The 23,723-nt window shown below is 41.7% G+C and carries 24 protein-coding genes; 13 read left to right on the top strand and 11 right to left on the bottom strand.

What is annotated here, in order from left to right; genetic code table 11:
• Positions 1–356: 356 nt before the first annotated feature.
• The gene (nox, locus tag HMPREF0833_RS02400) at positions 357–1,733 is read right to left on the bottom strand and encodes a H2O-forming NADH oxidase (protein ID WP_013903542.1); all 1,377 of its coding nucleotides are present in this window, start codon (positions 1,731–1,733) and stop codon (positions 357–359) included.
• A gap of 224 nt (positions 1,734–1,957) precedes the next feature.
• Here nox and HMPREF0833_RS02395 point away from each other — a divergent pair, with 224 nt between their 5' ends.
• From HMPREF0833_RS02395 to HMPREF0833_RS02385, 3 genes are read left to right on the top strand one after another with little or no spacing between them, the layout of a single operon-like run.
• Positions 1,958–2,881 (top strand): FAD:protein FMN transferase, encoded by a 924-nt coding sequence (locus HMPREF0833_RS02395; protein WP_041818190.1) that lies wholly within the window; start codon positions 1,958–1,960, stop codon positions 2,879–2,881.
• A 25-nt stretch (positions 2,882–2,906) separates the two neighbouring features.
• The gene (locus HMPREF0833_RS02390) at positions 2,907–3,512 is read left to right on the top strand and encodes an NADPH-dependent FMN reductase (RefSeq protein WP_003017195.1); all 606 of its coding nucleotides are present in this window, start codon (positions 2,907–2,909) and stop codon (positions 3,510–3,512) included.
• An 18-nt stretch (positions 3,513–3,530) separates the two neighbouring features.
• Positions 3,531–4,775 carry an NAD(P)H-dependent oxidoreductase gene (locus tag HMPREF0833_RS02385; RefSeq protein ID WP_013903539.1) on the top strand — a complete coding sequence of 415 codons (1,245 nt, stop codon included), beginning with the start codon at positions 3,531–3,533 and terminating at the stop codon, positions 4,773–4,775.
• A 38-nt stretch (positions 4,776–4,813) separates the two neighbouring features.
• Here HMPREF0833_RS02385 and HMPREF0833_RS02380 read toward each other — a convergent pair whose 3' ends face one another.
• The 3 genes from HMPREF0833_RS02380 to brnQ form a co-directional block, all read right to left on the bottom strand.
• Positions 4,814–5,377, bottom strand: a complete 564-nt coding sequence (locus HMPREF0833_RS02380; RefSeq protein ID WP_013903538.1) for a TlpA family protein disulfide reductase — start codon at positions 5,375–5,377, stop codon at positions 4,814–4,816.
• Between the two features lie 20 nt (positions 5,378–5,397).
• Entirely contained in the window at positions 5,398–6,105 is a 708-nt protein-coding gene (gene ccdA2 / locus HMPREF0833_RS02375) for a thiol-disulfide oxidoreductase-associated membrane protein CcdA2 (RefSeq protein WP_013903537.1), read from the bottom strand.
• Between the two features lie 151 nt (positions 6,106–6,256).
• Complete coding sequence (gene brnQ / locus HMPREF0833_RS02370; RefSeq protein WP_013903536.1) at positions 6,257–7,573, bottom strand: branched-chain amino acid transport system II carrier protein; 1,317 nt, start codon at positions 7,571–7,573, stop codon at positions 6,257–6,259.
• Between the two features lie 136 nt (positions 7,574–7,709).
• Between brnQ and HMPREF0833_RS02365 the strand changes: the two genes are divergently transcribed.
• The gene (locus tag HMPREF0833_RS02365) at positions 7,710–8,738 is read left to right on the top strand and encodes a YdcF family protein (protein ID WP_013903535.1); all 1,029 of its coding nucleotides are present in this window, start codon (positions 7,710–7,712) and stop codon (positions 8,736–8,738) included.
• A gap of 184 nt (positions 8,739–8,922) precedes the next feature.
• On the opposite strand, the gene HMPREF0833_RS02360 is transcribed toward HMPREF0833_RS02365, so the two are convergent.
• Complete coding sequence (locus tag HMPREF0833_RS02360) at positions 8,923–9,477, bottom strand: GNAT family N-acetyltransferase (protein WP_003011957.1); 555 nt, start codon at positions 9,475–9,477, stop codon at positions 8,923–8,925.
• Positions 9,478–9,573: 96 nt separating this feature from the next.
• Between HMPREF0833_RS02360 and HMPREF0833_RS02355 the strand changes: the two genes are divergently transcribed.
• Positions 9,574–10,917 carry an MATE family efflux transporter gene (locus tag HMPREF0833_RS02355; RefSeq protein ID WP_013903533.1) on the top strand — a complete coding sequence of 448 codons (1,344 nt, stop codon included), beginning with the start codon at positions 9,574–9,576 and terminating at the stop codon, positions 10,915–10,917.
• Between the two features lie 68 nt (positions 10,918–10,985).
• Here HMPREF0833_RS02355 and HMPREF0833_RS02350 read toward each other — a convergent pair whose 3' ends face one another.
• Positions 10,986–12,656 (bottom strand): formate--tetrahydrofolate ligase, encoded by a 1,671-nt coding sequence (locus tag HMPREF0833_RS02350; RefSeq protein ID WP_041818189.1) that lies wholly within the window; start codon positions 12,654–12,656, stop codon positions 10,986–10,988.
• 175 nt (positions 12,657–12,831) lie between these two features.
• Here HMPREF0833_RS02350 and HMPREF0833_RS02345 point away from each other — a divergent pair, with 175 nt between their 5' ends.
• The 6 genes from HMPREF0833_RS02345 to HMPREF0833_RS02325 all read left to right on the top strand — a co-directional run bounded on the left by HMPREF0833_RS02345 (position 12,832) and on the right by HMPREF0833_RS02325 (position 17,096).
• Positions 12,832–13,509, top strand: a complete 678-nt coding sequence (locus tag HMPREF0833_RS02345; RefSeq protein ID WP_013903531.1) for a phosphopantothenate--cysteine ligase — start codon at positions 12,832–12,834, stop codon at positions 13,507–13,509.
• A gap of 10 nt (positions 13,510–13,519) precedes the next feature.
• A complete protein-coding gene (coaC, locus tag HMPREF0833_RS02340; RefSeq protein ID WP_013903530.1) occupies positions 13,520–14,059 on the top strand; it encodes a phosphopantothenoylcysteine decarboxylase in 540 nt (179 codons plus the stop codon).
• Entirely contained in the window at positions 14,056–14,616 is a 561-nt protein-coding gene (locus HMPREF0833_RS02335; RefSeq protein WP_013903529.1) for an ECF transporter S component, read from the top strand. The genes coaC and HMPREF0833_RS02335 overlap by 4 nt, the downstream gene beginning before the upstream one ends.
• A 150-nt stretch (positions 14,617–14,766) precedes the next feature.
• Complete coding sequence (locus HMPREF0833_RS02330) at positions 14,767–16,482, top strand: phospho-sugar mutase (protein ID WP_013903528.1); 1,716 nt, start codon at positions 14,767–14,769, stop codon at positions 16,480–16,482.
• Between the two features lie 49 nt (positions 16,483–16,531).
• Positions 16,532–16,714, top strand: coding sequence for a hypothetical protein (locus tag HMPREF0833_RS11095; protein ID WP_080559850.1), 183 nt, complete (start codon positions 16,532–16,534; stop codon positions 16,712–16,714).
• Between the two features lie 25 nt (positions 16,715–16,739).
• On the top strand, positions 16,740–17,096 hold the full coding sequence (locus HMPREF0833_RS02325; RefSeq protein WP_013903527.1) for a thiol reductase thioredoxin: 357 nt from the start codon (positions 16,740–16,742) through the stop codon (positions 17,094–17,096).
• 179 nt (positions 17,097–17,275) lie between these two features.
• Here the strand turns inward: HMPREF0833_RS02325 and mutY are convergent, their stop codons facing one another.
• The 5 genes from mutY to HMPREF0833_RS02300 all read right to left on the bottom strand — a co-directional run bounded on the left by mutY (position 17,276) and on the right by HMPREF0833_RS02300 (position 22,036).
• Positions 17,276–18,430, bottom strand: coding sequence for an A/G-specific adenine glycosylase (gene mutY, locus HMPREF0833_RS02320; RefSeq protein ID WP_013903526.1), 1,155 nt, complete (start codon positions 18,428–18,430; stop codon positions 17,276–17,278).
• 246 nt (positions 18,431–18,676) lie between these two features.
• Entirely contained in the window at positions 18,677–19,651 is a 975-nt protein-coding gene (gene pta, locus HMPREF0833_RS02315) for a phosphate acetyltransferase (protein ID WP_013903525.1), read from the bottom strand.
• 21 nt (positions 19,652–19,672) lie between these two features.
• Positions 19,673–20,566, bottom strand: coding sequence for an RluA family pseudouridine synthase (locus tag HMPREF0833_RS02310; RefSeq protein ID WP_013903524.1), 894 nt, complete (start codon positions 20,564–20,566; stop codon positions 19,673–19,675).
• Positions 20,563–21,381, bottom strand: coding sequence for an NAD kinase (locus HMPREF0833_RS02305; RefSeq protein WP_282184817.1), 819 nt, complete (start codon positions 21,379–21,381; stop codon positions 20,563–20,565). The genes HMPREF0833_RS02310 and HMPREF0833_RS02305 overlap by 4 nt, the downstream gene beginning before the upstream one ends.
• A complete protein-coding gene (locus tag HMPREF0833_RS02300) occupies positions 21,365–22,036 on the bottom strand; it encodes a GTP pyrophosphokinase (RefSeq protein ID WP_013903523.1) in 672 nt (223 codons plus the stop codon). Before HMPREF0833_RS02300 ends, HMPREF0833_RS02305 begins: the two co-directional genes overlap by 17 nt.
• 95 nt (positions 22,037–22,131) lie before the next feature.
• Between HMPREF0833_RS02300 and HMPREF0833_RS02295 the strand changes: the two genes are divergently transcribed.
• Positions 22,132–22,689: a CYTH domain-containing protein gene (locus HMPREF0833_RS02295; protein WP_013903522.1), complete on the top strand. Its 558-nt coding sequence runs from the start codon at positions 22,132–22,134 to the stop codon at positions 22,687–22,689.
• Between the two features lie 72 nt (positions 22,690–22,761).
• The gene (locus HMPREF0833_RS02290; RefSeq protein WP_003015158.1) at positions 22,762–23,718 is read left to right on the top strand and encodes a ribose-phosphate diphosphokinase; all 957 of its coding nucleotides are present in this window, start codon (positions 22,762–22,764) and stop codon (positions 23,716–23,718) included.
• Positions 23,719–23,723: the final 5 nt, after the last annotated feature.

Here is a 23,723-nt window from a genome sequence, read left to right as displayed (position 1 = left end):
AACTCCTTCAAACTCTTATCCTATTCATTATACCTTATTTCACTGCCTCTGAATACATGTAAAGACAGAAAAAAACAAAACCACCCTTGTTAGTTTTGTTTAGAATGTAGATAAACCATTTTAACAAGTAAAATAAGTTAAGAAATTCTACAAAGAAATATAAATATGTTCTATTTATTATGGAACGAATAAAGAAAAGTCAAAACTTTCCGCTGTGAGAAAAGTGCCTGAAACAATACAGTTTCAGGCACTCGGAATTATTGAGACCTTAGGCTCAATAATTAGTCATGGAACTTCTACGAAGTTCGCTGACGTCCGTACTCACCTAAGGAAAGTTTTTAATAGAACTTTAGCTATTATTCAGCAGTTATAGCTGCCATTGTGATGTAGTTGTAAGGTTTGTTGAAGTGTGGCAAGAAGAACAAGTCCGTCAAAGCCAATTTATCAATCGTCACGTGTTCTTGAATCGCAAGTGAGAACATGTGGATAGCCATTGAGATGGCGTTATCACGTGATACCATTTGAGCTCCAAGAATTTGACGAGAGTCTTTATCATAGACGATCTTGATACCAACTTCATGATTATCGTGTTTGATAAATTCAGGTTTTTGAAGGTCGTTAAAGCCAGTTTCAGTGGCATTGAAGCCTGCAGCTTTCGCTTTTTCAAGCGTCAAACCAGTTGAAACCATGTGAAGGCCATAGATAGAGATACCGTTAGAACCTTGAACACCGATTCCTTCCAATTCATGACCAGTCGCATTGTAGGCACCAACAATACCTGAACGAACCGCATTAGACGCAAGAGCGATATAGCTCATTTCGTTACGAGCGTTATCGAAAATAGTCGCACAGTCACCAACTGCGTATACACCTGGAAGTGAAGTTTCTTGTTTCTTATCGACAAGGAAGGCGCCGTTGCGGAAGAGTTCGATCTTCCCATCAGCAAGAGCTGTATTTGGACGGAATCCAACAGCCAAGATAACCATATCTACATCGAAGGTTTCTTTATCGGTTACAAGGCGTTCTACCTTACCATCTCCTTCAACCGCTTGAACTGTTTGTCCAAGTGCCAAACGGATGTTGTGGTCTTCCAAGTTTTTCGCCATGATGTCTGTGAAGTCTTTGTCATAGTAGCCATTCAAGACAGTGTCCACGATATCCACCAAGACAACGTCTTTACCAAGACGTTCGAAAGCTTCCGCAAGTTCAACACCAATGTAACCACCACCAACTACGGCGATACGGTTCAAGTGTTTGCTGTTATCTTTCAATTTTTCGATCACTTCTTCAGCGTTTTGGTACAATTTAACGAATTGAAGATTTTCAAGAGTTGCTTTGAATTCGCGGTTACCAGGAACAATTTCAACTCCTTTAATTGGAGGAATGATTGGTGTTGATCCAGTCGCAAAGATTAATTTTTCGTAAGATTCTTTGTGTTCTTTTCCATCAACTTCCGCCGTTACCACTTTGTTGTCATAGTCAATTGAAAGAACAGGAGAGTTCATGTAGACTTTTGCACCTTTTGCTTCCAATTTTTCTTTGTCAGAGTAGAAAAGACCCTCAGGACCGTCGATTTGTTTACCGATCCAAAGCGCCATCCCGCATCCAAGGAATGAAATGTTTGAATTTTGGTCAAAAACCACAATTTCATTTTCATTTCCGAAATTATCTAACATAGTGTTGATACAAGCTGTTCCGGCATGGTTAGCCCCTACAACAACGATTTTACTCATAGAATAAATCCTACCTTTAATTTAATTTACCCCATGAGTATATCATAAAAATGATATCGGTTACAATTATTTTGCTCAGGTTTTGTGAACTTTTTTTCAAATTTACAGAAAACAAAATTTCACATACATATAGGATTGTCAAATAATTTGCTTGAAAGGATTGTGAAAACGGTCTCTTTCTGATATACTGTAAGTAAGTGAAAATTGGAAAGGATAGATTTTTAGTGGAACTAAGCAGTCGATCCGAACGTCTGATGGGGACCACCATCACCGTTTCGATCTTTCACACTCTAGCGGATGAAATCTTAGCTCAATGCTTTGAGATTCTTCGCTCTTACGAACATCGCTTTAGTGCTAATGATGCAAGTTCTGAACTCATGGAGGTCAATCGTCAAGCCGGTATTGCGCCAGTTCGGGTGCATCCAGATCTTTTTGAACTGATTGCATTAGGTACCTTGCATAGTCAAGCTCAAAACAGCCATTTAAACATCGCCATTGGTCCTCTTGTTCAGACTTGGCGGATAGGTTTTTCAGATGCTAGACGCCCTCGGCAAGAGGAAATAGACCAAGCGCTGACTAAGATTGATCCCCAGCAAATCCAACTTGACCCTGAAAACCATACGGTTTTTCTGAAACGTTCCGGGATGAAGATTGATCTTGGGGCTTTGGCAAAAGGTTATAGCGCTGATCTTATTGGTGCATTTCTAAAAGATCAAGGAATTACAGATGCCTTGATTGATCTGGGTGGAAATATTCTCACGATTGGTCAACATCCCATCAAGCAACAGCCTTGGCGGATTGGCATTCAAAATCCAGTCAAAAAAAGAGGGCAACACCTATTAGTCCTCTCCGTCAAGAATAAGTCTATTGTCACCTCTGGCATCTACGAGCGTCATTTAGAAGTCGACGGCCAGTCGTTTCACCATATCTTTGATAGTGCGACAGGCTATCCCGTTGAGACAGACTTGGCCAGCATTACTATTATTTCAGATCGATCTGTAGATGGGGAGATTTGGACTACTAGGCTATTTGGAGAATCTCCTGCTTCCATCCTCAACATTGTTGAATCACTTCCTGGTATGGATACCTTATTGGTTTCGCAATCAGGCAAGATCGCCTATACAAGTGGGCTTCAATCTTATTTATAATTCTACTATCAGAAAGGAATTTTTCATGATAAAACTTATTGCGATTGTGGGGACTAACTCCAAACGTTCTACAAACCGTCAACTACTTCAATACATGCAAAAGCATTTTGCTGACAAGGCTGAGATCGAATTGGTCGAAATTAAAGATATCCCTGTCTTTAACAAACCAGCCGACAAACAAGTGCCTGAATCCGTCTTAGAGATTGTTGCCAAAATCGAGGAAGCTGATGGGGTGATTATTGGAACTCCAGAATACGACCACTCTATTCCAGCAGTCTTGATGAGTGCACTCGCTTGGCTCTCATACGGAGTCTTCCCATTGTTGAATAAACCAGTCATGATTACTGGGGCTTCATACGGTACGTTGGGATCTTCACGCGCCCAACTCCAACTTCGCCAAATCTTAAATGCTCCAGAAATCAAAGCGAATGTCTTGCCAGATGAATTCTTGCTCTCTCATTCATTGCAAGCCTTTGATCAAAATGGAGACTTGGTGGATTTGGATGTCATTCAAAAATTAGATGCCATCTTCAATGATTTCCGTGTGTTTGTGAAAATTACAGACAAATTGCGCAATGCCCAAGAATTGCTTCGCAAAGATGCTGAAGAATTTGACTGGGAAAACTTGTAAGATAGGAGACAGAAAAGAATGAAATTTGTTGGACTTGTAGGATCAAACTACGATCAATCATATAACCGTAAACTCTTGGAATTCATTCGCCGCCAATTTAAGATTAAATTTGAATTGGAAGTTCTTGAAATCGATGAAGTTCCAATGTTCAACCAAGATGAAAAATGGGACGAAAGTTTCCAATTACGTCTCTTATATAACAAAATCACTCGAGCAGATGGTGTCATCATTGCTACTCCAGAGCACAACCATACGATCTCTGCTTCCCTCAAGTCTGTTCTTGAATGGCTTTCTTTCGAGGTGCATCCATTTGAAAACAAACCAGTTATGATCGTTGGTGCTTCTTACTACGATCAAGGGACTTCACGTGCGCAAGTTCACCTCCGTAAGATCCTCGATGCCCCAGGTGTCAATGCTTATACTCTTCCAGGAAATGAATTCCTTCTTGGAAAAGCGAAAGAAGCTTTTGACAAAGACGGCAATATCATCAACGAGGGAACCGTCAAATTCCTTGAAACCTGCTTGGATAATTTTATGAAATACGTTGAGGTTGTATCTAAATTGAAAAAACCAAAACCAATTGAACCAGAAGACTTGGATTGTAATCATCCAATCGCTACAACTGTTACTGAAGTCGATCCTGACGATCCAGATTGGGTAGAAAAAGTAGCTGAAATCACTGGTGCCGTTTCTGGCGATACTTATGTGAAACTGGACCACGGTATCCTAACCGTTGACCAAATTAATATGTTCTTGAAGGCCATGCCATTTGAGTTGACCTATGCCGATGATAACAACCAATTCCTCTATTACAACAATGCCCATCAAGATCCAGATACCATGTTTGCCAAACGTGTACCATCTCAATCTGGTAGCCGGATGTCAACAGTTCACGGATCCCTTCCACCGGCACGTATGAAAAACGTAGAATGGGTAATTGGTACCCTTCGCAATGGAAACCAAGAATATGTTCGGACCATTGTCCCAGGATCACCTGAAGGTGTGATCAATACCCACAACTACCAAGCCATGTACTATGATGATGGTTCTTATGCTGGTATCAATGAGATTGTCTTCAACTTCAAACCATGGTTAGACTGGTACCTGCAAACAACAGGACAACGTCTAGTTGGCGGAAGCGGTCCATTTGCTCCTGCTGGTGGACACGGTAGTGCAGATGCAACTTCTGGTGCTTCTGATGCTGGAGGACATGGTGATGGAGGGCACGGAGATGCTGATGCCACTTCTGGTGCAAGCAACTAAGAAACCATAAAAAAAATGAAGCTTCGTGCTTCATTTTTTTATGGTAAGTCTTTGATAATCTTCTTAGCATCTTCGTTTGAAATAGCCCCTAATTGGACATGTCCAATTTTCCCATGACTGTCTATAAAGACTTCTGTAGGAATAGAGCGAACCTGATAATCTGCGAATGCAGAACCGTCTGGATTGTACAAGACCGGTACGGACTTGTAATCTTGTTGGTCAAACCATTTGACGAATTCTTCTTCTGTTTTTTCACCTTGGAGTCCTGGTGCCATAATGGTCAGAATTTCAAAGTCTCTATCCGTATCCTTGACCAATTTCTCTAATTCAGGCATACTTTGCCGGCAAGGACCACACCAGGTTGCCCAAAATTTCAAATAGACTTTTTTGCCTCTATAGTCTGAAAGTTTGACCGTATTCCCCTTCATATCCTTTAGTTCAAAGTCACTAGCGTCTTTTCCTACCAAAGGATTCTTATTCGTTGTTGTATTCATTGTTGGCTGATTGTCCATACTACTCTCACTGGATTGATTCATGGAACAAGCTGACAGCAAAGCTAGAGAAAGTACTGAGAAACAAGCATATTTAAAACCTTTCATCATGCGTTTAACCTCCGATATTTTTATGAAAAAATAGATGACAAACTGTTCAATTGTCCCAAAAGTAAGAGAATTCCCATCAGAATAATGATGGCTCCGCCGATTTTCTTCAGCAACAACAAATGGGGTTTGAGACGATTAAAGTAAGGTAGGACCAGACTAGATGCTAAGGCCAACAGTAAAAACGGAAGGGCCATTCCCAATGTATAAACAAGGAGATAAACAGCTCCCATAAGAGCATCCTGCCCATCTGATGCTGCTAAAGCAAGAACTGATCCCAATACCGGACCAATACAAGGGGTCCAACCAAAACTAAAGCCAAGACCAAGGAGAAAAGCTGAGAACAATTCATTCTTCTGTTTGTTGGCTCCAAAATCCATTGTTTTTTGCTTCTCAAGGAAATGAAAGTGAAAGACTTCCATCTGATGAAGACCAAGGATAATGATGAGGGCTCCCATCAGATAACGGAACCAAGGACTATAAATGACTTGTCCAAGCAAGCCCGCTCCAAAACCAATGAGGAGGAAAATAACCGAAATACCGGCAATAAAACAAAGGGTTTTCAGCAAGCCATGCCAGCGAATCTTCTTCCCGAACAATCGGATAGCCTTTTCCTGATCACTTCCTAGCAAGATTCCAATATATACTGGTAGCAAAGGAAAGACACAGGGAGAAAAGAAAGACAGAATACCTGCAAGAAAAACTGTCAGTGAAAAAACGATTAGATTCATAGTTCACTCCGTATATTGATATGCTACATTCAGTATAACATTGATTGACCTATAATAAAAATTTCCGCTACGTTTTTTTACTAAAATTTGGAATTGGATACTAGTTTCAAAAAAACTCTAAAGCACAAAACTTTAGAGTTTCTAATATTACTTATTCTTCTGCCGTTTGTTTATTTGGTAATACGAGCGATAAAAGAATTCCGATGACTACTGGCACCAACCATGGAAGAGATTGAGCAGCAAATGGAAGCAAAGCAATCCCCTTTTCTACTAGTGAAATTTTAAAGGTACTTGCTAGAACACTTGCAACAGAGACCAAGCTGGCTAAGAAAATAGTCAATTGCATCCCTGGTTTTGAAAGGGCCACAAATTTATTCACTATCACAATCAATACAATGGTAATGGTGATTGGGTAAAGAATCATCAAGACTGGTAATGAAAAGGCAATAATGGCATTCAAGCCAAGGTTTGCAATTGCAAAACCAATCAGAGTGAAGACACTTGCATAGACCTTATAAGAAACCTTAGGGAAAGTGCTATGGAAGAATTCACTGGTAGAGACGATTAAACCAGCAGTTGTGGTAAAGCAAGTTACCGTCACCATTCCTGCTAGGAAAATCTGCGCAGTTGGACCAAAGATCGCTTTGGTCGCTTCTGATAATACATACACTCCTTTATTGGTATCAGATGCCATAACAGAAGCCGGAATTGGAAAATGATTCCCCAGATATCCTAAACCGATATAAAGCACACTAAAACCAAGTGCTACGACAATTCCAACCAGCCAAATAGTTTTGATATATTCTTTCTTACTTGAAAATCCAAGTTGATTCAAGGTAGTCACTGCGATCACACTAAAGGCAACAGATGCCAAGGCATCCAAGGTATTGTACCCCTCTAAAAATCCTTGCCCAAAGGCAGAAGCCTGATAGGCTTTTGTGGCTACCATTGGAGCGTGTCCACTGTATTTTAAAGCTGCAAGAATGACCAAGATCAAAATGAGAATCGCAAAGATTGGGGTCAAAATACGCCCGATCCGATCTAGAATCTTAGATGGATTCAAGGCAATCAGAAAGGCTAGCAAAAAGTAGACCAGGGTAAAAACGAAAAGTGCTAAACTAGCATTCATTCCACCTAATAGAGGTGCTATCCCCACTTCGAAAGATACCGTCGCTGTCCTTGGAATGGCAAAGAAAGGACCAATCGAAAGATAAAGCGCAACTAAGTATACAATCGCGAAAACAGGTGAAACTTTACGAGAAATCTCATGAATATATCCTTTGGGATTAAGTGTCCCGATAATCAAGGTCACAATGGCAATTCCCACTCCTGAAAGGACAAACCCAGCAATAGCTGGCCAAAATTGATTACCCGATAAAGCACCAAGAGCCGGTGGGAAAATCAGGTTTCCAGCACCAAAAAAAATACCAAACAGTAATAAACCTGTCAGGGAACCTTTTCGTAACATACTATCTCCTTAAAAAAAAACGATAATCTTAACTTTATCAAATTCATTTGAAGAATGCAACTAATTTGCATGAACAATAAGCTATAGATCTCCCTTATTATGGTACAATGGATGTAAGATTTTTAAGGAGTAAAGCATGTATCTATATCTATTCTGGTTATTTCCAGCTCTTATCTTTTTATTGTTCTTTATGAGTGATCGCAGAAGAATTTTTAATGCTTATCTCTTTTCGATAAACCTGGGGCTTCTTCTACTGATTTCTGCATTTCTACTAGTCGTTCGAACTGAGCTATGGTTTAATCAACAAATTGCAATTATTGTCTTTGTTGTGATTTCCATCTTCGTTTTTCTCAGCATTATTTTCTCATCTATCTTTCTCCTTTTTAACGGCCGTCAAATGATGCTTTTTGAAGGAAAAAGACTGGCCAACCTCCTCTCTCTGCTTTATGGACTGTTTATTATCGGAGCTTTGGCACTACATTTTCTACCCTATTTCCCAGGGAATGACATCCTCATTTATCTGACTGACTTCGCCCTGTTTTACATGACCTTTCTCTACCTCTCTTATGTATCCTATGGGACTTTTTGCAATCTCTTTCCAGTTGGCAAAGAGCCAGACGCCATCATCATCCTTGGCTCAGGTTTGATTGGAGACAAGGTTCCCCCACTCTTGGCCCAGCGTCTTGAGAAGGGAAAGGCCATCTATGAGCAGTTTGAGAGACGACCAAAGCTGATTGTTTCTGGTGGTCAAGGGTCAGATGAGCTCATCGCTGAGGCGGAAGCTATGGCCGGATACTTGATAGAACACGGGGTTCCAGAAGACGCCATTCTCATCGAGAATCGCTCTCGTACTACTTTTGAAAACCTGACCTTTAGCAAGCGTATCCTTGAAGAAGAGGGGCTTGGCAAGCGAGTCCTTTTGGTAACCAATTCTTTTCACGCGCTCCGTGCAGGTGTCTTTATGAGACGATTGAAAATACCTGGTCGAAGTATCGGTTCGAGAACAGCCTTTTACTACCTCCCATCCGCTTGGATTCGAGAAACCGTCGGCTTGGTTTCACTCTATTGGAAATGGCATGTTACCTTCCTAGCTCTTCTGTTTCTGCCTTGGTTCTTTACACAAATCATGAAACTGATTGAGTTCTTCATTCAACATCTAAACTAAAAGAGGCTGGGCAAAAACTGTCCAGCCTTCCTTCTATGCTTGATAGAAGTAACTATATGACGCAGTGGTTGATTGGCATCTTTGTTCGCTTTTCAAGCTACAAAGATGACCTAATCAACTGTGCGGGGGTGGGAAGACGAACTCTTTTTAACTAATCAGAGTTCTTTTCCACTCCCTTTCTTGTCTAGTGGTCACTAAAGCGTCTATATTTAATGCGGAAATCGAAATAATTTTCTTCCTGCAGTTTACGGAAAATATCGCGATAAGCCTCTTCATCAAAGTGATCACCCCGATAGAGAATTTCAAAGCTCAGTCCTTCGTATTCTAAAAAGGCATTGGCAGTTTTAAATCCATTTCGCTTATAGAAATCCATCCGAGACTGGCGTTGCTCTAGATTGTCACATTCTTCATCTAAACGTTCCACTTCAAGAATCATGGTTCTTTGGTAAAATTCTACCAATTTTTCAATGATTTCTTGACCATAACCGTGGCTACGTAGGTGGGGCATAATGGCAAAGAAGCTAACATAAAAAACTTTCTGATTATAGATAGAAAAAGCAAATCCTACAAATTCTTCTTCGTTATAAAAAGCAAAAAAATTAGCATCGTCATTGTCCGTATAACGCAGGTATTCCGACAAAGGAACTCGCTCTTCTTCTGGAAATGCCTCGATATTCAGCCTCTCGACCTTGTCCAGATCTGGGAACGTTTCCGTGATTAATTGGCTGGTTAAGCTCATAAAAGCCTCCTTTTCTGCCCTGATTATACCAAAAAATGTAAGGGGATTCAACTACCGATGCTTGTCGCTGGTTACTGAAGTTGGTATAATGACACTATGAAAAGAATTCAACGTGTAGATCTCATAAATGGTCCTATTTTACCCGCTCTTTTGAGTTTTGCCTTTCCTATTCTTTTATCCAATATCTTCCAACAACTCTACAATACCTCAGATGTCATGATTGTAGGGCGTTTTTTAGGTCAAAAATCTTTGGCCGCCATTGGGGCAACCTCTGCTATTTTTGATTTGATTGTTGGATTTGCTGTCGGTGTTGGCAATGGGATGGGGATTATTATCGCGAGAAATTATGGGGCTAAAAACGAAGACCAATTACGAAAATCAGTCGCCGCAACTGCTATTATTGGTTGCATCCTCAGTCTCTTCGTGATCTTCATTGGCGCTGTCGGACTTTATCCACTGCTCCAGTTTTTAGGGACCCCATCAGCAATTGTGTCTCAGTCTTATCTCTATATCGCTACCATTGTTAATGGTGTGGCTGTGACCTTTGCCTATAATCTTTGTGCCGGACTTCTTAGAGCGGTTGGCGATAGTCTAGCGGCACTCTACTTCCTGATTATCGCTGCCATTCTCAATATTCTTCTCGATCTTTATTTTATTACCCAACTTCATCTTGGAGTTCAATCTGCTGGGATTGCAACCATTATTGCTCAGGGTATTTCGGCCCTTCTTTGTCTTCTCTATATTCGTAAGAAGGTCCCTTTTCTGCTCCCACATCGCAAGGATTTTGTTTGGGACAAGGAGCTTTATCAGGATCTGCTAAGTCAGGGCCTTGCCATGGGCCTCATGACTTCCATCGTTTCGATCGGAACGGTTATCCTCCAATCCGCTATTAATCAGCTTGGAACAACCATTATCAGTGCACAGGTCGCAGCCCGTCGCATCATGTCCTTTGCCGTTTTACCGATTACAGCTATCGCCTCAAGTATCACAACTTTTATCTCGCAGAATTTTGGCGCAGAGCAATTCCAGCGGATCAAAAAAGGCGTTACCATTGCCAACCTTCTTTCTTGGGTTTGGTCTGTCTTGGTTGCTGCTCTTCTATTCTTCACAAGTCCGTCTATAACCAGCTTTATTTCCGGCTCGACAAATCCTGATCTCATTGCAAATGCCAGTCTTTATCTCCAGATCAGCTCTTGCTTTTATCCTATTTTGGCGAGTCTCATCATCCTGAGAAATGCCCTACAGGGAATGGGTAAAAAATTAACCCCACTCACATCCAGTTTTATTGAATTGTTTGGAAAAATTTTCTTCGTTCTGTGGATTATTCCTCACACCGGCTACATGGGGGTCATTCTCTGCGAACCCCTTATCTGGATTCCCATGACTCTACAGCTCATCATAATCTATCGAAAAATCAGGTACCAACTCCTTACTGAATAATGATTGATTAATAAGACCAAAACAACTTCTGCTCATTTGAACAGAAGTTGTTTTTAGATATCTAGCTATTAGAACAAACCGATGGCTGTTCCATCAGCAGCCACATCCATATTCAAAGCAGCTGGACGTTTTGGTAAACCAGGCATGGTCATGACATCCCCAGTCAAAGCGACAATAAAGCCTGCTCCCAATTTTGGAACCACTTCACGAATAGTGATTTCAAAGTTTTCAGGAGCTCCCAAGGCGTTTGGATTATCGGAGAAGCTATATTGTGTTTTGGCCATACAGATTGGCAACTTATCCCATCCATTTTTCACGATTTGGGCAATTTGTGTCTTGGCTTTCTTCTCAAAATTCACCTTAGTACCGCGGTAAATCTCTGTAACAATCTTTTCAATTTTTTCTTCAACAGAAAGGTTGTTATCATACAAGCGTGTGTAGTTAGCTGGACTTGTTTCAATAGTCTTGACCAGCGTTTCAGCAAGTTCAACTCCACCGTCAGCACCATTCGCCCATACGCTCGCAAGCTCAACTGGTACATCAATTTCAGCACACAATACTTTCAAAGCAGCAATTTCTGCTTCTGTATCGGTGATAAATTCATTGATGGCAACCACTGCAGGAATGCCAAACTTACGGATATTTTCAACGTGACGTTTCAAGTTGGCAAAACCAGCACGAACAGCCTCTACATTTTCTTCAGTCAAAGCATCCTTGGTCACTCCACCGTTCATCTTAAGAGCACGGAGAGTCGCTACGATTACGACTGCATCTGGTGATGTAGGCAAGTTTGGAGTTTTAATATCGAGGAATTTTTCAGCACCGAGGTCAGCCCCAAAACCAGCTTCTGTAATCGTATAATCTGCTAAATGAAGAGCTGTCGTCGTTGCTAATACAGAGTTACATCCATGAGCAATATTTGCAAATGGACCACCGTGAACAAAGGCAGGTGTACCATAGATGGTTTGAACCAAGTTTGGCTTGATCGCATCTTTGAGGATTAAGGCAAGAGCCCCTTCTACTTCTAAATCACGGACATAAACTGGACTACGATCATAGCGGTAACCAATTACAATGTTGGCCAAACGACGTTTCAAATCTTCAATATCTGTCGCCAAGCAAAGGATGGCCATGATCTCAGAAGCAACAGTAATATCAAAACCGTCTTCACGCGGAATCCCATTTAAAGGACCGCCAAGGCCAACAGAAACATGACGAAGAGCGCGGTCATTCAAGTCCACTACCCGTTTCCAGATAATCCGACGTTGGTCAATTCCTAGCTCATTTCCTTGGTGCAAATGATTATCAATCAATGCTGAGAGAGCGTTATTAGCCGTTGTGATCGCATGCATATCCCCTGTGAAATGAAGGTTGATGTCTTCCATCGGTAGAACTTGGGCATAACCACCACCAGCAGCACCACCTTTAATCCCCATAACTGGACCTAAAGAAGGTTCGCGAATGGCAATCATGGTTTTTTTACCGATTTTATTCAAAGCATCTGCTAGACCAATGGTGATGGTTGATTTCCCTTCTCCAGCTGGAGTTGGGTTGATCGCAGTGACTAAGATAAGTTTTCCTACTGGATTTTTCTCAACTTCACGAATCTTATCAAAGCTCAATTTCGCCTTGTATTTTCCATACAATTCAAGATCATCGTCTACCAAACCAATCTTCTTAACAACGTCCACAATCGGTTGGAGTTCAATGCTTTGAGCAATTTCGATATCTGTTTTCATAAGGGACTCCTTTATATTTGATAGATCTATTATACCTAAAATTCGCGAAAATAACATGGTTTTTCCACCTTTTGAATCGAACGTTCGTTTTTTATCTAAATTTTATGGCTACACATAGCTAATCCTAATAGCTTCAGAACTTTACTTACGTATCTTTTTTTTGTAAAATAAGCATATGCATATTTTAATTACATCAGGCGGGACGAGCGAAGCCATTGATAGGGTTCGTGCGATCACCAATCATTCCACCGGGAGCCTAGGGAAAATCCTTGCAGAAATGGCTCTTGCAAAGGGACATCAGGTAACCTTGATCACAACGCCTACCGCGCTTAAACCCGATCCTCACCCACACCTTCACCTTCTATTGGTCCAGAATGTCGAAGAACTTCTCACACAAATGAAAACGGAAGTCCCTCAACATCAGGTTTTGATTCACGCTATGGCAGTCTCAGACTACACACCTGTTTACATGACAGGCCTTGATGAAGTTGAGAAAGCTCAAGATCTCCATACCTTTATCCATCGCGAAAATCAGGAAGCGAAAATTTCTTCCAAAGAAGAATACCAGGTACTCTTTCTAAAGAAAAATCCCAAGATTATCTCGCTCGTCAAAGAATGGAGCCCTGCTATTCAACTGATCGGCTTTAAGCTATTAGTCGACGTTTCTTCTGAAGAGTTGATCCAGGTAGCGCGTGAAAGCCTGGTTAAAAATCATGCCAGCATGATCGTTGCCAATGATCTGACCAAGATTCAGAACGGTCAGCATCAAGCCTATCTAGTGACAGATGATCAGGTCCTAGAAGCTTCTACGAAAACAGAAATCGCAGAGGCTATCCTACGTTATATCAAATAAAAAGGAACATATGACACACATTACTTTAGCGGTTACCGGTAGTATTTCCGCCTATAAAGCTGCTGATATTACCAGCCAACTAACCAAATTGGGCTTTGAAGTGAAAGTCCTCATGACCCCTTCAGCCAGAAAATTCATCACCCCTTTAACCTTGCAAGTTCTTTCAAAAAACCAAGTAGGGCTAGATGTTATGATGGAAGACGATCCACAGCGGATCGAGCACATCGACATTGGGAAAGAAACTGACCTCTTTCTTGTCGCGCCAGCCAGTGCCAATACCATTGCTAAATTGGCTATGGGACTGGCAGATAATATGGTCACAAGCACAGCTCTAGCCTTGCCTCAAAGGACTAAAAAATTACTGGCCCCTGCTATGAATACAAAAATGCTAGAACATCCCGCTACCCAACGAAATCTAAAACTTTTACAAGACTATGGCTACCAGATTATTCAACCTCGTGATGCTGTTCTTGCTTGTGGGGACAAAGGTTCTGGAGCCCTAGCAACTGTAAAAACTATTGTTGAAGCTGTTAAGGAGAATTGTTTATGAGAAAGTCATCTTCTATTTCACGAATTGCCATCTTTTTTGCGGTGATGATTACCATTCACTTTGTGACGTCTTTCATTCTGCAATTTGTTCCATCAGGAATTCAACCAACCTTGGTTCATATTCCTGTCGTGATCGCCTCTATTATATACGGTCCACGGACTGGAGCTATCTTAGGACTCCTCATGGGACTCTTTAGCCTCACCATGAATACCCTGGTTATAACACCAGCCAGCTATCTCTTTAGTCCCTTTGTCCCTCACGGGAACCTCTACTCCCTTCTCATTGCCATAGTTCCTCGGATTCTCATCGGGGTAACCCCTTATTTCGTCTATCGCTGGATCCGCAATCGTACAGGACTTGTGATCGCTGGAATTGTCGGCTCTATGACCAATACTATTTTCGTTCTAAGTGGGATTTATTTCTTCTTTGGAAATAGCTTTGGAGGTGGGATTCAACATTTCCTAGCCTTGATTGTATCTACCAACTCTCTCATCGAAGTCATTGCGACAGCCCTCATTACCAGTGCAGTCGTTCCATCTCTTGAAAAATTAAAATAACCTATCAAGCCAAGACCAATTTATCTTGGCTTTTTTTGATGGTGAATTAGCTCTATTTTTTTGAAAAGATTTACAATTATCGCTAGAATTTTCTGAAAAAATTTGCTATAATGTAAGCGATTAAATTATAAGCAAAAAGGAGACGCTTGCATGACCTATCAAGAAAACTACCAAAAATGGCTCGACTTTGCTGAATTACCAGCTTACCTTCGTGATGAGTTGGTCGCAATGGATGAAAAAACAAAAGAAGATGCCTTCTATACCAACCTAGAATTCGGTACAGCTGGTATGCGTGGATTAATCGGTGCTGGTACCAACCGTATCAACATTTATGTTGTTCGCCAAGCTACTGAAGGGTTGGCCCAATTGATTGACTCAAAAGGGGAAGAAGCTAAAAAACGCGGAGTTGCGATTGCTTACGATAGCCGTCACTTCTCTCCTGAGTTTGCTTTTGAATCTGCTCAAGTTTTGGCTGCTCACGGTATCAAATCTTATGTATTTGAAAGCCTACGTCCAACACCTGAATTGTCATTTGCTGTTCGTCACCTCCACACATTTGCTGGGATCATGGTAACAGCTAGCCACAACCCAGCTCCATTTAACGGATACAAAGTATACGGTGAAGACGGTGGACAAATGCCTCCAGCAGATGCTGATGCATTGACAGATTACATCCGTGCTATCGAAAATCCTTTCACTGTACAATTAGCTGATCTTGAAGAAAGCAAAGCTAACGGCTTGATTGAAGTTATTGGTGAAAACGTCGACGCTGAATACTTGAAAGAAGTGAAAGGCGTTAACATCAACCAAGACTTGATCAATGAATACGGTCGTGACATGAAGATTGTCTACACTCCACTTCATGGTACTGGTGAAATGTTGGCTCGTCGTGCTCTTGCCCAAGCTGGATTTGAAGCTGTTCAAGTTGTTGAAGCTCAAGCTGTTCCAGATGCTGACTTCTCAACTGTTAAATCTCCAAACCCTGAAAGCCAAGCTGCCTTCGCTCTTGCTGAAGAACTTGGTCGCAAAGTAGACGCTGATGTATTAGTCGCAACTGACCCAGATGCTGACCGCCTTGGTGTTGAAATCCGCCAACCAGATGGTTCTTACCTCAACCTCTCCGGTAACCAAATCGGAGCGATTATCGCTAAATATATTCTTGAAGCTCACAAAACAGCTGGTACTCTTCCTGCCAATGCTGCTCTTTGTAAATCAATCGTATCAACTGAGTTGGTGACTAAGATTGCAGAAAGCTACGGCGCAACGATGTTTAACGTCTTGACTGGTTTCAAATTTATTGGTGAAAAAATTCATGAATTTGAAACACAACACAACCACACTTACATGCTTGGTTTCGAAGAAAGCTTCGGTTACCTCATCAAACCATTCGTACGTGACAAAGATGCTATCCAAGCCGTTCTTATCGTTGCTGAAATCGCAGCTTACTACCGCTCACGTGGTATGACTTTGGCAGATGGTATCGAAGAGATCTACAAACAATACGGCTACTTCGCAGAAAAAACAATCTCTGTTACCCTTTCAGGTGTTGACGGAGCTGCTGAAATCAAGAAAATCATGGATAAATTCCGTGGCAATGCTCCTAAACAATTCAACAAGACAGACATTGCTAAGACAGAAGACTTCTTGGAACAAACAGCTACTACTGCTGACGGCGTTGAAAAATTGACAACTCCTCCAAGTAACGTGCTTAAATACATCTTAGCTGATGATTCCTGGTTTGCCGTTCGTCCTTCAGGTACAGAACCAAAAATCAAATTCTACATCGCTACAGTTGGTGAATCTGAAGCAGATGCTAAAGAAAAAATTGCCAATATCGAAGCAGAAATCAATGCTTTTGTAGGTTAAAACACGAGGCTGGGACAAAAGTCCTAGCCTCTCAATTATTTTTGGATTGTTGAGCAAGACGCAGTGGTTTAGTGGGCTCTACTACGCTGATTTCATCAGCTTTTACAGCCCTACTCAACTGTGCGGAGGTGGGACGACGAAATCGAATTCTAACGAATTACCGATTTCTGTCCCACTCTCTCTTTCTTTCGTAGCAAATACCAGCGATTTTATAGAAAATATGGCATACTAGACTTAGAAGAAAGCGAGGTAATCTCATGGAACAATTTGAACAATTTTTAGAAGATATTAAAGATCTTGAAGTGACAACTGTCGCGCGTGCACAAGAAGCGATCGATCAAAAAGAAACAGCGACCTTCTTTATCGGACGCAAGACTTGTCCATACTGCCGGAAGTTCGCTGCTAAGTTAGCAACTGTCGTAGCTGAAACAAAAGCTCATATCTACTTCATCAATAGTGAAGAACCAAGTCAGCTAGACGCATTACAAGCCTTCCGCTCAACCTACGGTATTCCAACTGTTCCTGGATTTTTACATGTTGAATCCGGAGAAGTCAGTGTTCGTTGCGACTCATCTATGTCCGAAGAAGAAATTAAAGCATTCGCTCATTTATAAAAAAATTGAGGCTGGGACAAAAGTCCTAGCCTCTCAATTATTTTTGGATTGTCGAGCAAGACGCAGTGGTTTAGTGGGCTCTACTACGCTGATTTCATCAGTTTTACAGCCCTACTCAACTGTGCGGAGGTGGGACGACGAAATCGAATTCTAACGAATTACCGATTTCTGTCCCACTCTCAATTTTCATTTTCCGTAAAAGTCATCCAAATCTTCTGCTGAGGTTTAGCAAACGGATAGTCCCAAAATTCTTCTGGTGTTAACCAAACAGTCGATTCGGTTGCTGGTTGCTCCCCTTCTTTTACTAGACCGTATCGAATCTGAACCTGCCACTTGCGATGTGAAAAGACATGCTGGACGATAGGATAAGATCTGTCCTGCCAATCAATGGCCAAATCATAGTCCTGTTCAAAGGAAAGAATTTCTGGGTTACGCTCTGCTTCCCCCTTCCCATCCAATAGAGATAATTGGCCTAGGTTCCCAGATAGGCTTTCCACTTCGATCAAGGGGAAATGCCAGAAACCTGATAAAAGCCCTTCTCGCTCATTTTTCTCCAGCAAGTAGCGACCTTGACTATCCTTGATAATAAAAGCTGTTAGATAGACAGGTACCGGTTTCTTCTTAGGAGCCTTAATGGGATAACGATCCATGGTCCCATGTTGGTAGGCCGCGCTGAACTCCTTAACAGGACTCTCTTCTGGCCGTGGGTTGACTGGGGATTCAATATCTGATCCCAAATCCATCAAAGCCTGATTGAAATCACCAGGCCGGGCCGGATCGATCAAGATTTCCATCATGGCTTGAAAAATCTTGCGATTGGTCGGTACACCAATATCGTAGTCCACCTCAAACAAACGGGCTAAAACACGCATGACATTGCCATCTACTGCTGGCTCTGGTAAACCAAAGGCAATACTAGCAATGGCACCAGCTGTATAAGGCCCAATTCCCTTGAGTTTAGATATTTCCTCATAACTTGATGGAAACACTCCTCCGTGATTTTCCATTATCTGCTGGGCAGCTTTCTGCATATTGCGGACACGTGAGTAATACCCCAAGCCTTCCCAAGCTTTTAAGAGTTTTTCTTCAGGAGCTTGAGCCAAATCAGCGACCGTCGGAAACCAGTCTAAAAAACGCTCATAATAAGGAATCACCGTATCGACACGTGTCTGCTGGAGCATAATTTCTGAGATCCAAATTTTATAAGGATCCTGGGTCCTTCTCCAGGGAAGATCCCGTTTATGGGCATCATACCAGACTAATAACTTTTCTCGGAAGGAAGCGATTTTCTCCTCCTCCCACATGGTAATCCCGTAATCTTTTAAATCTAACATATTCCTAGTATACCATAGAATGAGTTAGAGTTTAGAAATTCTGATTTTATAAAGAAAAAGAGGCTGGGACAAAAGTCCTAGCCTCTCAATTATTTTTGGATTGTCGAGCAAGACGCAGTGGTTTAGTGGGCTCTACTACGCTGATTTCATCAGCTTTTACAGCCCTACTCAACTGTGCGGAGGTGGGAAGACGAAATCGAATTCTAACGAATTACCGATTTCTGTCCCACTCTCTAAATGCATTTCTTATTGTTCAACAGCTTGAGCAGCCGTAATCAAGGTTAATTTATAGACGTCATCTGCATTACATCCACGAGAAAGGTCGTTGACTGGTTTATTCAACCCTTGCAATACTGGACCTACCGCTGCAAAGCCTCCAAGACGTTCTGCCATCTTGTATCCAATGTTACCTGCTTCAATACCAGGGAAGATAAAGACATTAGCTTGTCCTGCCACCTTGCTTCCTGGAGCCTTCAAGGCTGCAGTTTCAGGCACAAAAGCTGCGTCAAATTGCAATTCCCCGTCAATTTCAAGGTCTGGACGAAGTTCATGAGCAAGCTTAGTCGCTTCAACAACCTTATCAACACTTTCTCCAAAACCAGACCCTTTTGTTGAATAGCTCAACATAGCAATTTTAGGATCAATTCCAAACATCTTGGCTGTGATAGCTGAGTTGATAGCAATTTCGGCTAATCCTTCAGCATCTGGATTGATGTTGATGGCACAGTCCCCAAACAAATAACGTTCTGTTCCACGTACCATGAGGAAAGCCCCCGAAGTTCGTTTAACATTTGGACGAGTTTTGATAATTTGTAAAGCTGGACGAACAGTTGCAGCTGTTGAATGAATAGCCCCAGATACCATCCCATCAACGATTCCCATGTGCACTAACATGACACCAAAATAGTTAACGTCGTCTTTCAAGATTTGACGTGCTTCTTCTTCTGTCATTTTTCCCTTACGACGATCTACCAAGGAAGCTACCATCTCTTCAAAACCTGGATAAGAATGCGGATCAATAACTTCATATCCTTCCAAAACCCCTTCGATTTCGAGGTAAATACGAATTTTATCTGGATTACCAAGCAATACAGGGGTTACATCTGTCTCGTTCACAATTCGTTTTGCTGCTTGGAGAATACGAGGCTCTTCACCTTCAGGTAATACAATACGTGCATTCTTACCAACGAGGTTGGCTTTGAGATTTTCAAAAACTTCCATGAGTTTTACTCCTTTTAATAATTAATAACTTGTTTGAAGCTGTGTTAATACAGCTTGAAAATCTGGAGGTAGTGGACTTTCTATGACCAATTCTTCCTCTAGAAATGGATGATAATAGGATAGACGATGGCAATGAAGAGCCTGGCGCTCAATGCCGTCTTCTAAACTCCCGCCATAGAGATCATCTCCCAAGAGTGGAAAACCAATATGGGAAAAATGAACGCGGATCTGATGGGTTCGACCTGTGTGTAACTGAATATCCACTAGGTAAATATCACCAAAAGATTGAACGACCTGGTAGCTAGTATGAGCATACTTGCCACCTTTTGCTACCTTTCGAGTAATGATCGACTCTTCATCACGCGCAATCGGAGCAATAATCTCTCCGACAGGATCAAGCTTCCCAGATCCCTTGACCAAGGCATAATAGCGTTTCTGAATCGATTTAGACTGCAATTGCTTATCCAAGCGGGCATGGGCATAGCCATGTTTGGCAAAGAGCATGACGCCACTTGTATCCTTGTCCAAGCGAGTGACAATGTGAACCTGCTGGTTCTCGTAGCCCTGCTTCACATAGTAGCCTTTTACAAAATTTGCTAAGGTATTGGAATGAATCGCACTTGGAATAGAAGCAATCCCAAAGGGTTTGTTTAAAACCAAAAAATGATCATCTTCAAACAAAATATCCAAAGGCCGATCCATGGGTTTTAGGGTTTCGAACCCTTCTTCTGCTGGAATATCAATGACCAAGCGATCCCCAATATCCAACAAATAAATCGCATTCTCCGGACGTCCATTGACAAGGATCTGGCCACCACGAAACTTAATCTTTGCTAAGAGGCCCTTAGAAACCTCATGCTTTTTCAGGAAGGTCTTAACCTTGACATGCTCATCGACAATGAATTCAAATCTCATTCTCTATCATCTCCGATAAAGGCATCCTTGACCCGATTCCAGAAACTGGTGTGACTGGAGCTTGCCACAAAATTAATCTTATGGTTGTCAATCTGATATTCTACTTTTGCAATATTGCGGTAAGAATAGGTTGAATTATCAACAGAGATAATGTGAAAGCCAGGTCTTGTCGGTGTAATCTCGATCTTATCCTTTTTAGGGACAATGACAGAAGAACCCAAGGTACGATAAACGCGGTTGTTGAGACTGGCGATCTCAGCAATCTGCAGCGCCTCAATAGTTGGGTGAAGGACTGCTCCTCCCAAGGATTTGTTGTAAGCCGTACTTCCTGTAGGAGTCGAAACGGTAATCCCGTCTCCTCTGAAGCGCTCAAAATCCACTCCATTAATCGTGAGATCGGCAACCATGGTCCGGTCGCTTCTCTTAATCGTTGCTTCGTTCAACGCTCTCATGGTACGGGTTTCCCCATTGTCGAAAGTGATCTTGACATTCAAAATAGGGTAAGAAACCTTAGCTCCAGTATCATATTTTAAGTTCTCAACCAGCTTATCGATTTCACTGTCTAAATAATCCGTATAGAATCCTAAGTGTCCGGTATGGACACCAACAAATCGCACCCGATCCAACTGGTGTTCATACTTGTGAAAGGCTGATAGCAACATCCCATCGCCACCAATTGAAATCACAATATCCGGGTGCTTCTCCGTCAAAATAAAATTATTTTTCCGAAGCTTGTAGCGCAACTGCTGAAAAACCTCTTCACTTTGACGCTTGCGATTGCGAATAATGGATACTTTTTTACCTGTAGTCTTCATCTGTGTCATCACTATTTCCAACGCCATCATTTAACTTACGATGAAGTGGATCAAACAGGGCTTGAGCCTCCTGAATCGCATCCCGAATTGCCCCCATCTCTTCATCCAAGAGATAGGCCAGGTTTGCTGTCGTCTCTAAGCGTTTTTTGATCTCGTCTGGAAAGTCTCCTTTATATTTATAATTGAGCGAGTGTTCAATGGTTGCCCAAAAATTCATGGACAAAGTCCGAATTTGAATCTCTGCTAAGATCGTTTCATTTCCATCAATGGTATCGACCGGGTACTCGACAACGACGTGGTAACTCCGGTAGCCACTTGATTTCTTGTGGCGGATGTAGTCTCGCTCTTGGACCACGCGCATATCCTGCCGTTGTCTCAGAACCTCTAGAATCTCATCCACATCGTCCACAAACTGAACCATGATGCGAAGACCAGCAATATCTTGCATATCCTGAGCCAGATTTTCTTCAGAAATATTTCTTCGGACCATCTTTTCACGAATACTCTCAATCGGTTTGACCCGTCCTGTGACAAACTCAATTGGAGAATGCTTTTGTTGCTTACGATATTGCTTACGAATCCCACGCAGTTTGATTTTTAATTCCCCAACTGCTTGGATATACGGATCTAAGAAGTTTTCCCAATCAATTGCCATCCTACCACCTTGTAATCTGAACCATTTTTGTATACAATAAACACATCTCTTATTATATCATGAATCGCTTTTGAAAAAAAGCAAAGGACCACAAAATGAACCATTTAGAAATTGAATACAAAACCATGCTAGACAAAGAGGAATACCAATCCCTCCTTCCACTTTTTGCTGATACAGAATTGGTTGTCCAAACTAATCACTATATCGATACACCCGACCAGCTCATCCGTAAGGAAAAAATGGCCTTGCGGGTGCGTACTTTCACAGATCAGGCTGAATTGACTCTCAAAGTCCCTGAAGATGTTGGCCATTTCGAGTACAATCAAGACCTCAACCCAGAAGAAACCAAGGAGATTCTTCAACAACAACAGTTTCCTGACGGAGAAATCAAAAAACTCTTGAAATCTAAAGAAATCCCAGTTGAGCAACTCGCGGTCTGGGGAAGCCTTACAACAGAACGATTCGAAAAAGAAACTGATGCAGGCTTAGTAGCACTAGACCACAGTCTCTATCTAGATACTGAAGATTATGAGTTAGAAATCGAGGTGGAAACTGCTGAGCAGGAAGAAAATTTCCATCAGTTCATCAAAGAGCATGGAATCGTCTTCAAAACTGCTAAAAATAAAATCGCCAGATTGGCGGAAAGATTGTAAAATAGCTGAAATTATCGTAAATTTTTGCTAAAATAGTGCTAAGATCAAAAATCTAAATGAGGTTAGAATCACATGTCAGATAAAAAAAATATGAAACTCTTCTCTCTCAATTCAAATCCAGAGATTGCCCAGAAAATTGCGGATCACGCTGGGGTTCCACTCGGAAAAATTTCATCCCGTCAATTCTCAGATGGTGAAATCCAAGTCAATATTGAGGAAAGTGTTCGTGGATATGATATTTATATCATTCAATCAACCAGTTTCCCTGTCAACAATCACTTGATGGAACTGTTAATTATGGTGGATGCTTGCCAACGGGCCAGCGCAAATACTGTCAATGTGGTCATGCCTTACTTCGGTTATGCTCGCCAAGACCGGACTGCTGCTCCTCGCGAACCAATTACAGCTAAATTAGTAGCAAACATGTTGGTCAAAGCTGGGGTAGATCGTGTCGTAACACTCGATCTCCACGCTGTTCAGGTCCAAGGTTTCTTTGATATCGCCGTAGATAACCTCTTTACGATTCCACTCTTTGCTGAACACTACATTAACAAAGGTTTGACAGGTTCAGACGTCGTTGTCGTGAGTCCGAAAAACTCTGGTGTCAAACGAGCTCGTAGTTTAGCAGAATATCTTGATGCTCCAATCGCGATTATTGATTACGAACAAGATGATGCGAACCGTGATTATGGCTATATCATCGGAGATGTCAAAGGTAAAAAAGCTATTTTAATCGACGATATCCTCAATACTGGGAAGACTTTTTCGGAAGCCTCAAAAATCGTCGAACGCGAAGGAGCTACTGAAATTTATGCTGTTTCAAGCCATGGCTTATTTGTGAAAGGAGCTGTCGAGTTATTAGACCAAGCTCCGATCAAAGAAATCTTGGTAACCGATTCTGTTGCTCCAAATGGGCCAACACCTAAAAATATCAACTATCTGACAGCTAGCGAACTGATCGCTGAAGCTATTGTTCGCATTCAAGAAAGAAAACCTGTTAGTCCTCTATTTGCCTACCATAAGAAATAAGGTCT

It is taken from the genome of Streptococcus parasanguinis ATCC 15912 (assembly GCF_000164675.2).
Lineage (GTDB): Bacteria > Bacillota > Bacilli > Lactobacillales > Streptococcaceae > Streptococcus > Streptococcus parasanguinis.
Note: the sequence above shows the minus strand (reverse complement) of the source record. Positions and strands in the feature narration are given on the sequence as shown.

Excerpts from the sequence above, each read along its gene's own strand:
- HMPREF0833_RS02355 (WP_013903533.1), top strand. The coding sequence starts at position 9,574 with ATGAAAAGAATTCAACGTGTAGATCTCATAAATGGTCCTATTTTACCC.
- mutY (WP_013903526.1), bottom strand. The coding sequence starts at position 18,430 with ATGTTAGATTTAAAAGATTACGGGATTACCATGTGGGAGGAGGAGAAA.
- HMPREF0833_RS02305 (WP_282184817.1), bottom strand. The coding sequence starts at position 21,381 with ATGAAGACTACAGGTAAAAAAGTATCCATTATTCGCAATCGCAAGCGT.
- HMPREF0833_RS02345 (WP_013903531.1), top strand. The coding sequence starts at position 12,832 with ATGCATATTTTAATTACATCAGGCGGGACGAGCGAAGCCATTGATAGG.
- nox (WP_013903542.1), bottom strand. The coding sequence starts at position 1,733 with ATGAGTAAAATCGTTGTTGTAGGGGCTAACCATGCCGGAACAGCTTGT.
- HMPREF0833_RS02390 (WP_003017195.1), top strand. The coding sequence starts at position 2,907 with ATGATAAAACTTATTGCGATTGTGGGGACTAACTCCAAACGTTCTACA.
- HMPREF0833_RS02350 (WP_041818189.1), bottom strand. The coding sequence starts at position 12,656 with ATGAAAACAGATATCGAAATTGCTCAAAGCATTGAACTCCAACCGATT.
- ccdA2 (WP_013903537.1), bottom strand. The coding sequence starts at position 6,105 with ATGAATCTAATCGTTTTTTCACTGACAGTTTTTCTTGCAGGTATTCTG.
- HMPREF0833_RS02335 (WP_013903529.1), top strand. The coding sequence starts at position 14,056 with ATGAGAAAGTCATCTTCTATTTCACGAATTGCCATCTTTTTTGCGGTG.
- HMPREF0833_RS02325 (WP_013903527.1), top strand. The coding sequence starts at position 16,740 with ATGGAACAATTTGAACAATTTTTAGAAGATATTAAAGATCTTGAAGTG.
- HMPREF0833_RS02330 (WP_013903528.1), top strand. The coding sequence starts at position 14,767 with ATGACCTATCAAGAAAACTACCAAAAATGGCTCGACTTTGCTGAATTA.
- HMPREF0833_RS02380 (WP_013903538.1), bottom strand. The coding sequence starts at position 5,377 with ATGATGAAAGGTTTTAAATATGCTTGTTTCTCAGTACTTTCTCTAGCT.
- coaC (WP_013903530.1), top strand. The coding sequence starts at position 13,520 with ATGACACACATTACTTTAGCGGTTACCGGTAGTATTTCCGCCTATAAA.
- HMPREF0833_RS02290 (WP_003015158.1), top strand. The coding sequence starts at position 22,762 with ATGTCAGATAAAAAAAATATGAAACTCTTCTCTCTCAATTCAAATCCA.
- HMPREF0833_RS02310 (WP_013903524.1), bottom strand. The coding sequence starts at position 20,566 with ATGAGATTTGAATTCATTGTCGATGAGCATGTCAAGGTTAAGACCTTC.
- pta (WP_013903525.1), bottom strand. The coding sequence starts at position 19,651 with ATGGAAGTTTTTGAAAATCTCAAAGCCAACCTCGTTGGTAAGAATGCA.
- HMPREF0833_RS02360 (WP_003011957.1), bottom strand. The coding sequence starts at position 9,477 with ATGAGCTTAACCAGCCAATTAATCACGGAAACGTTCCCAGATCTGGAC.
- HMPREF0833_RS02295 (WP_013903522.1), top strand. The coding sequence starts at position 22,132 with ATGAACCATTTAGAAATTGAATACAAAACCATGCTAGACAAAGAGGAA.
- brnQ (WP_013903536.1), bottom strand. The coding sequence starts at position 7,573 with ATGTTACGAAAAGGTTCCCTGACAGGTTTATTACTGTTTGGTATTTTT.
- HMPREF0833_RS02385 (WP_013903539.1), top strand. The coding sequence starts at position 3,531 with ATGAAATTTGTTGGACTTGTAGGATCAAACTACGATCAATCATATAAC.
- HMPREF0833_RS02365 (WP_013903535.1), top strand. The coding sequence starts at position 7,710 with ATGTATCTATATCTATTCTGGTTATTTCCAGCTCTTATCTTTTTATTG.
- HMPREF0833_RS02300 (WP_013903523.1), bottom strand. The coding sequence starts at position 22,036 with ATGGCAATTGATTGGGAAAACTTCTTAGATCCGTATATCCAAGCAGTT.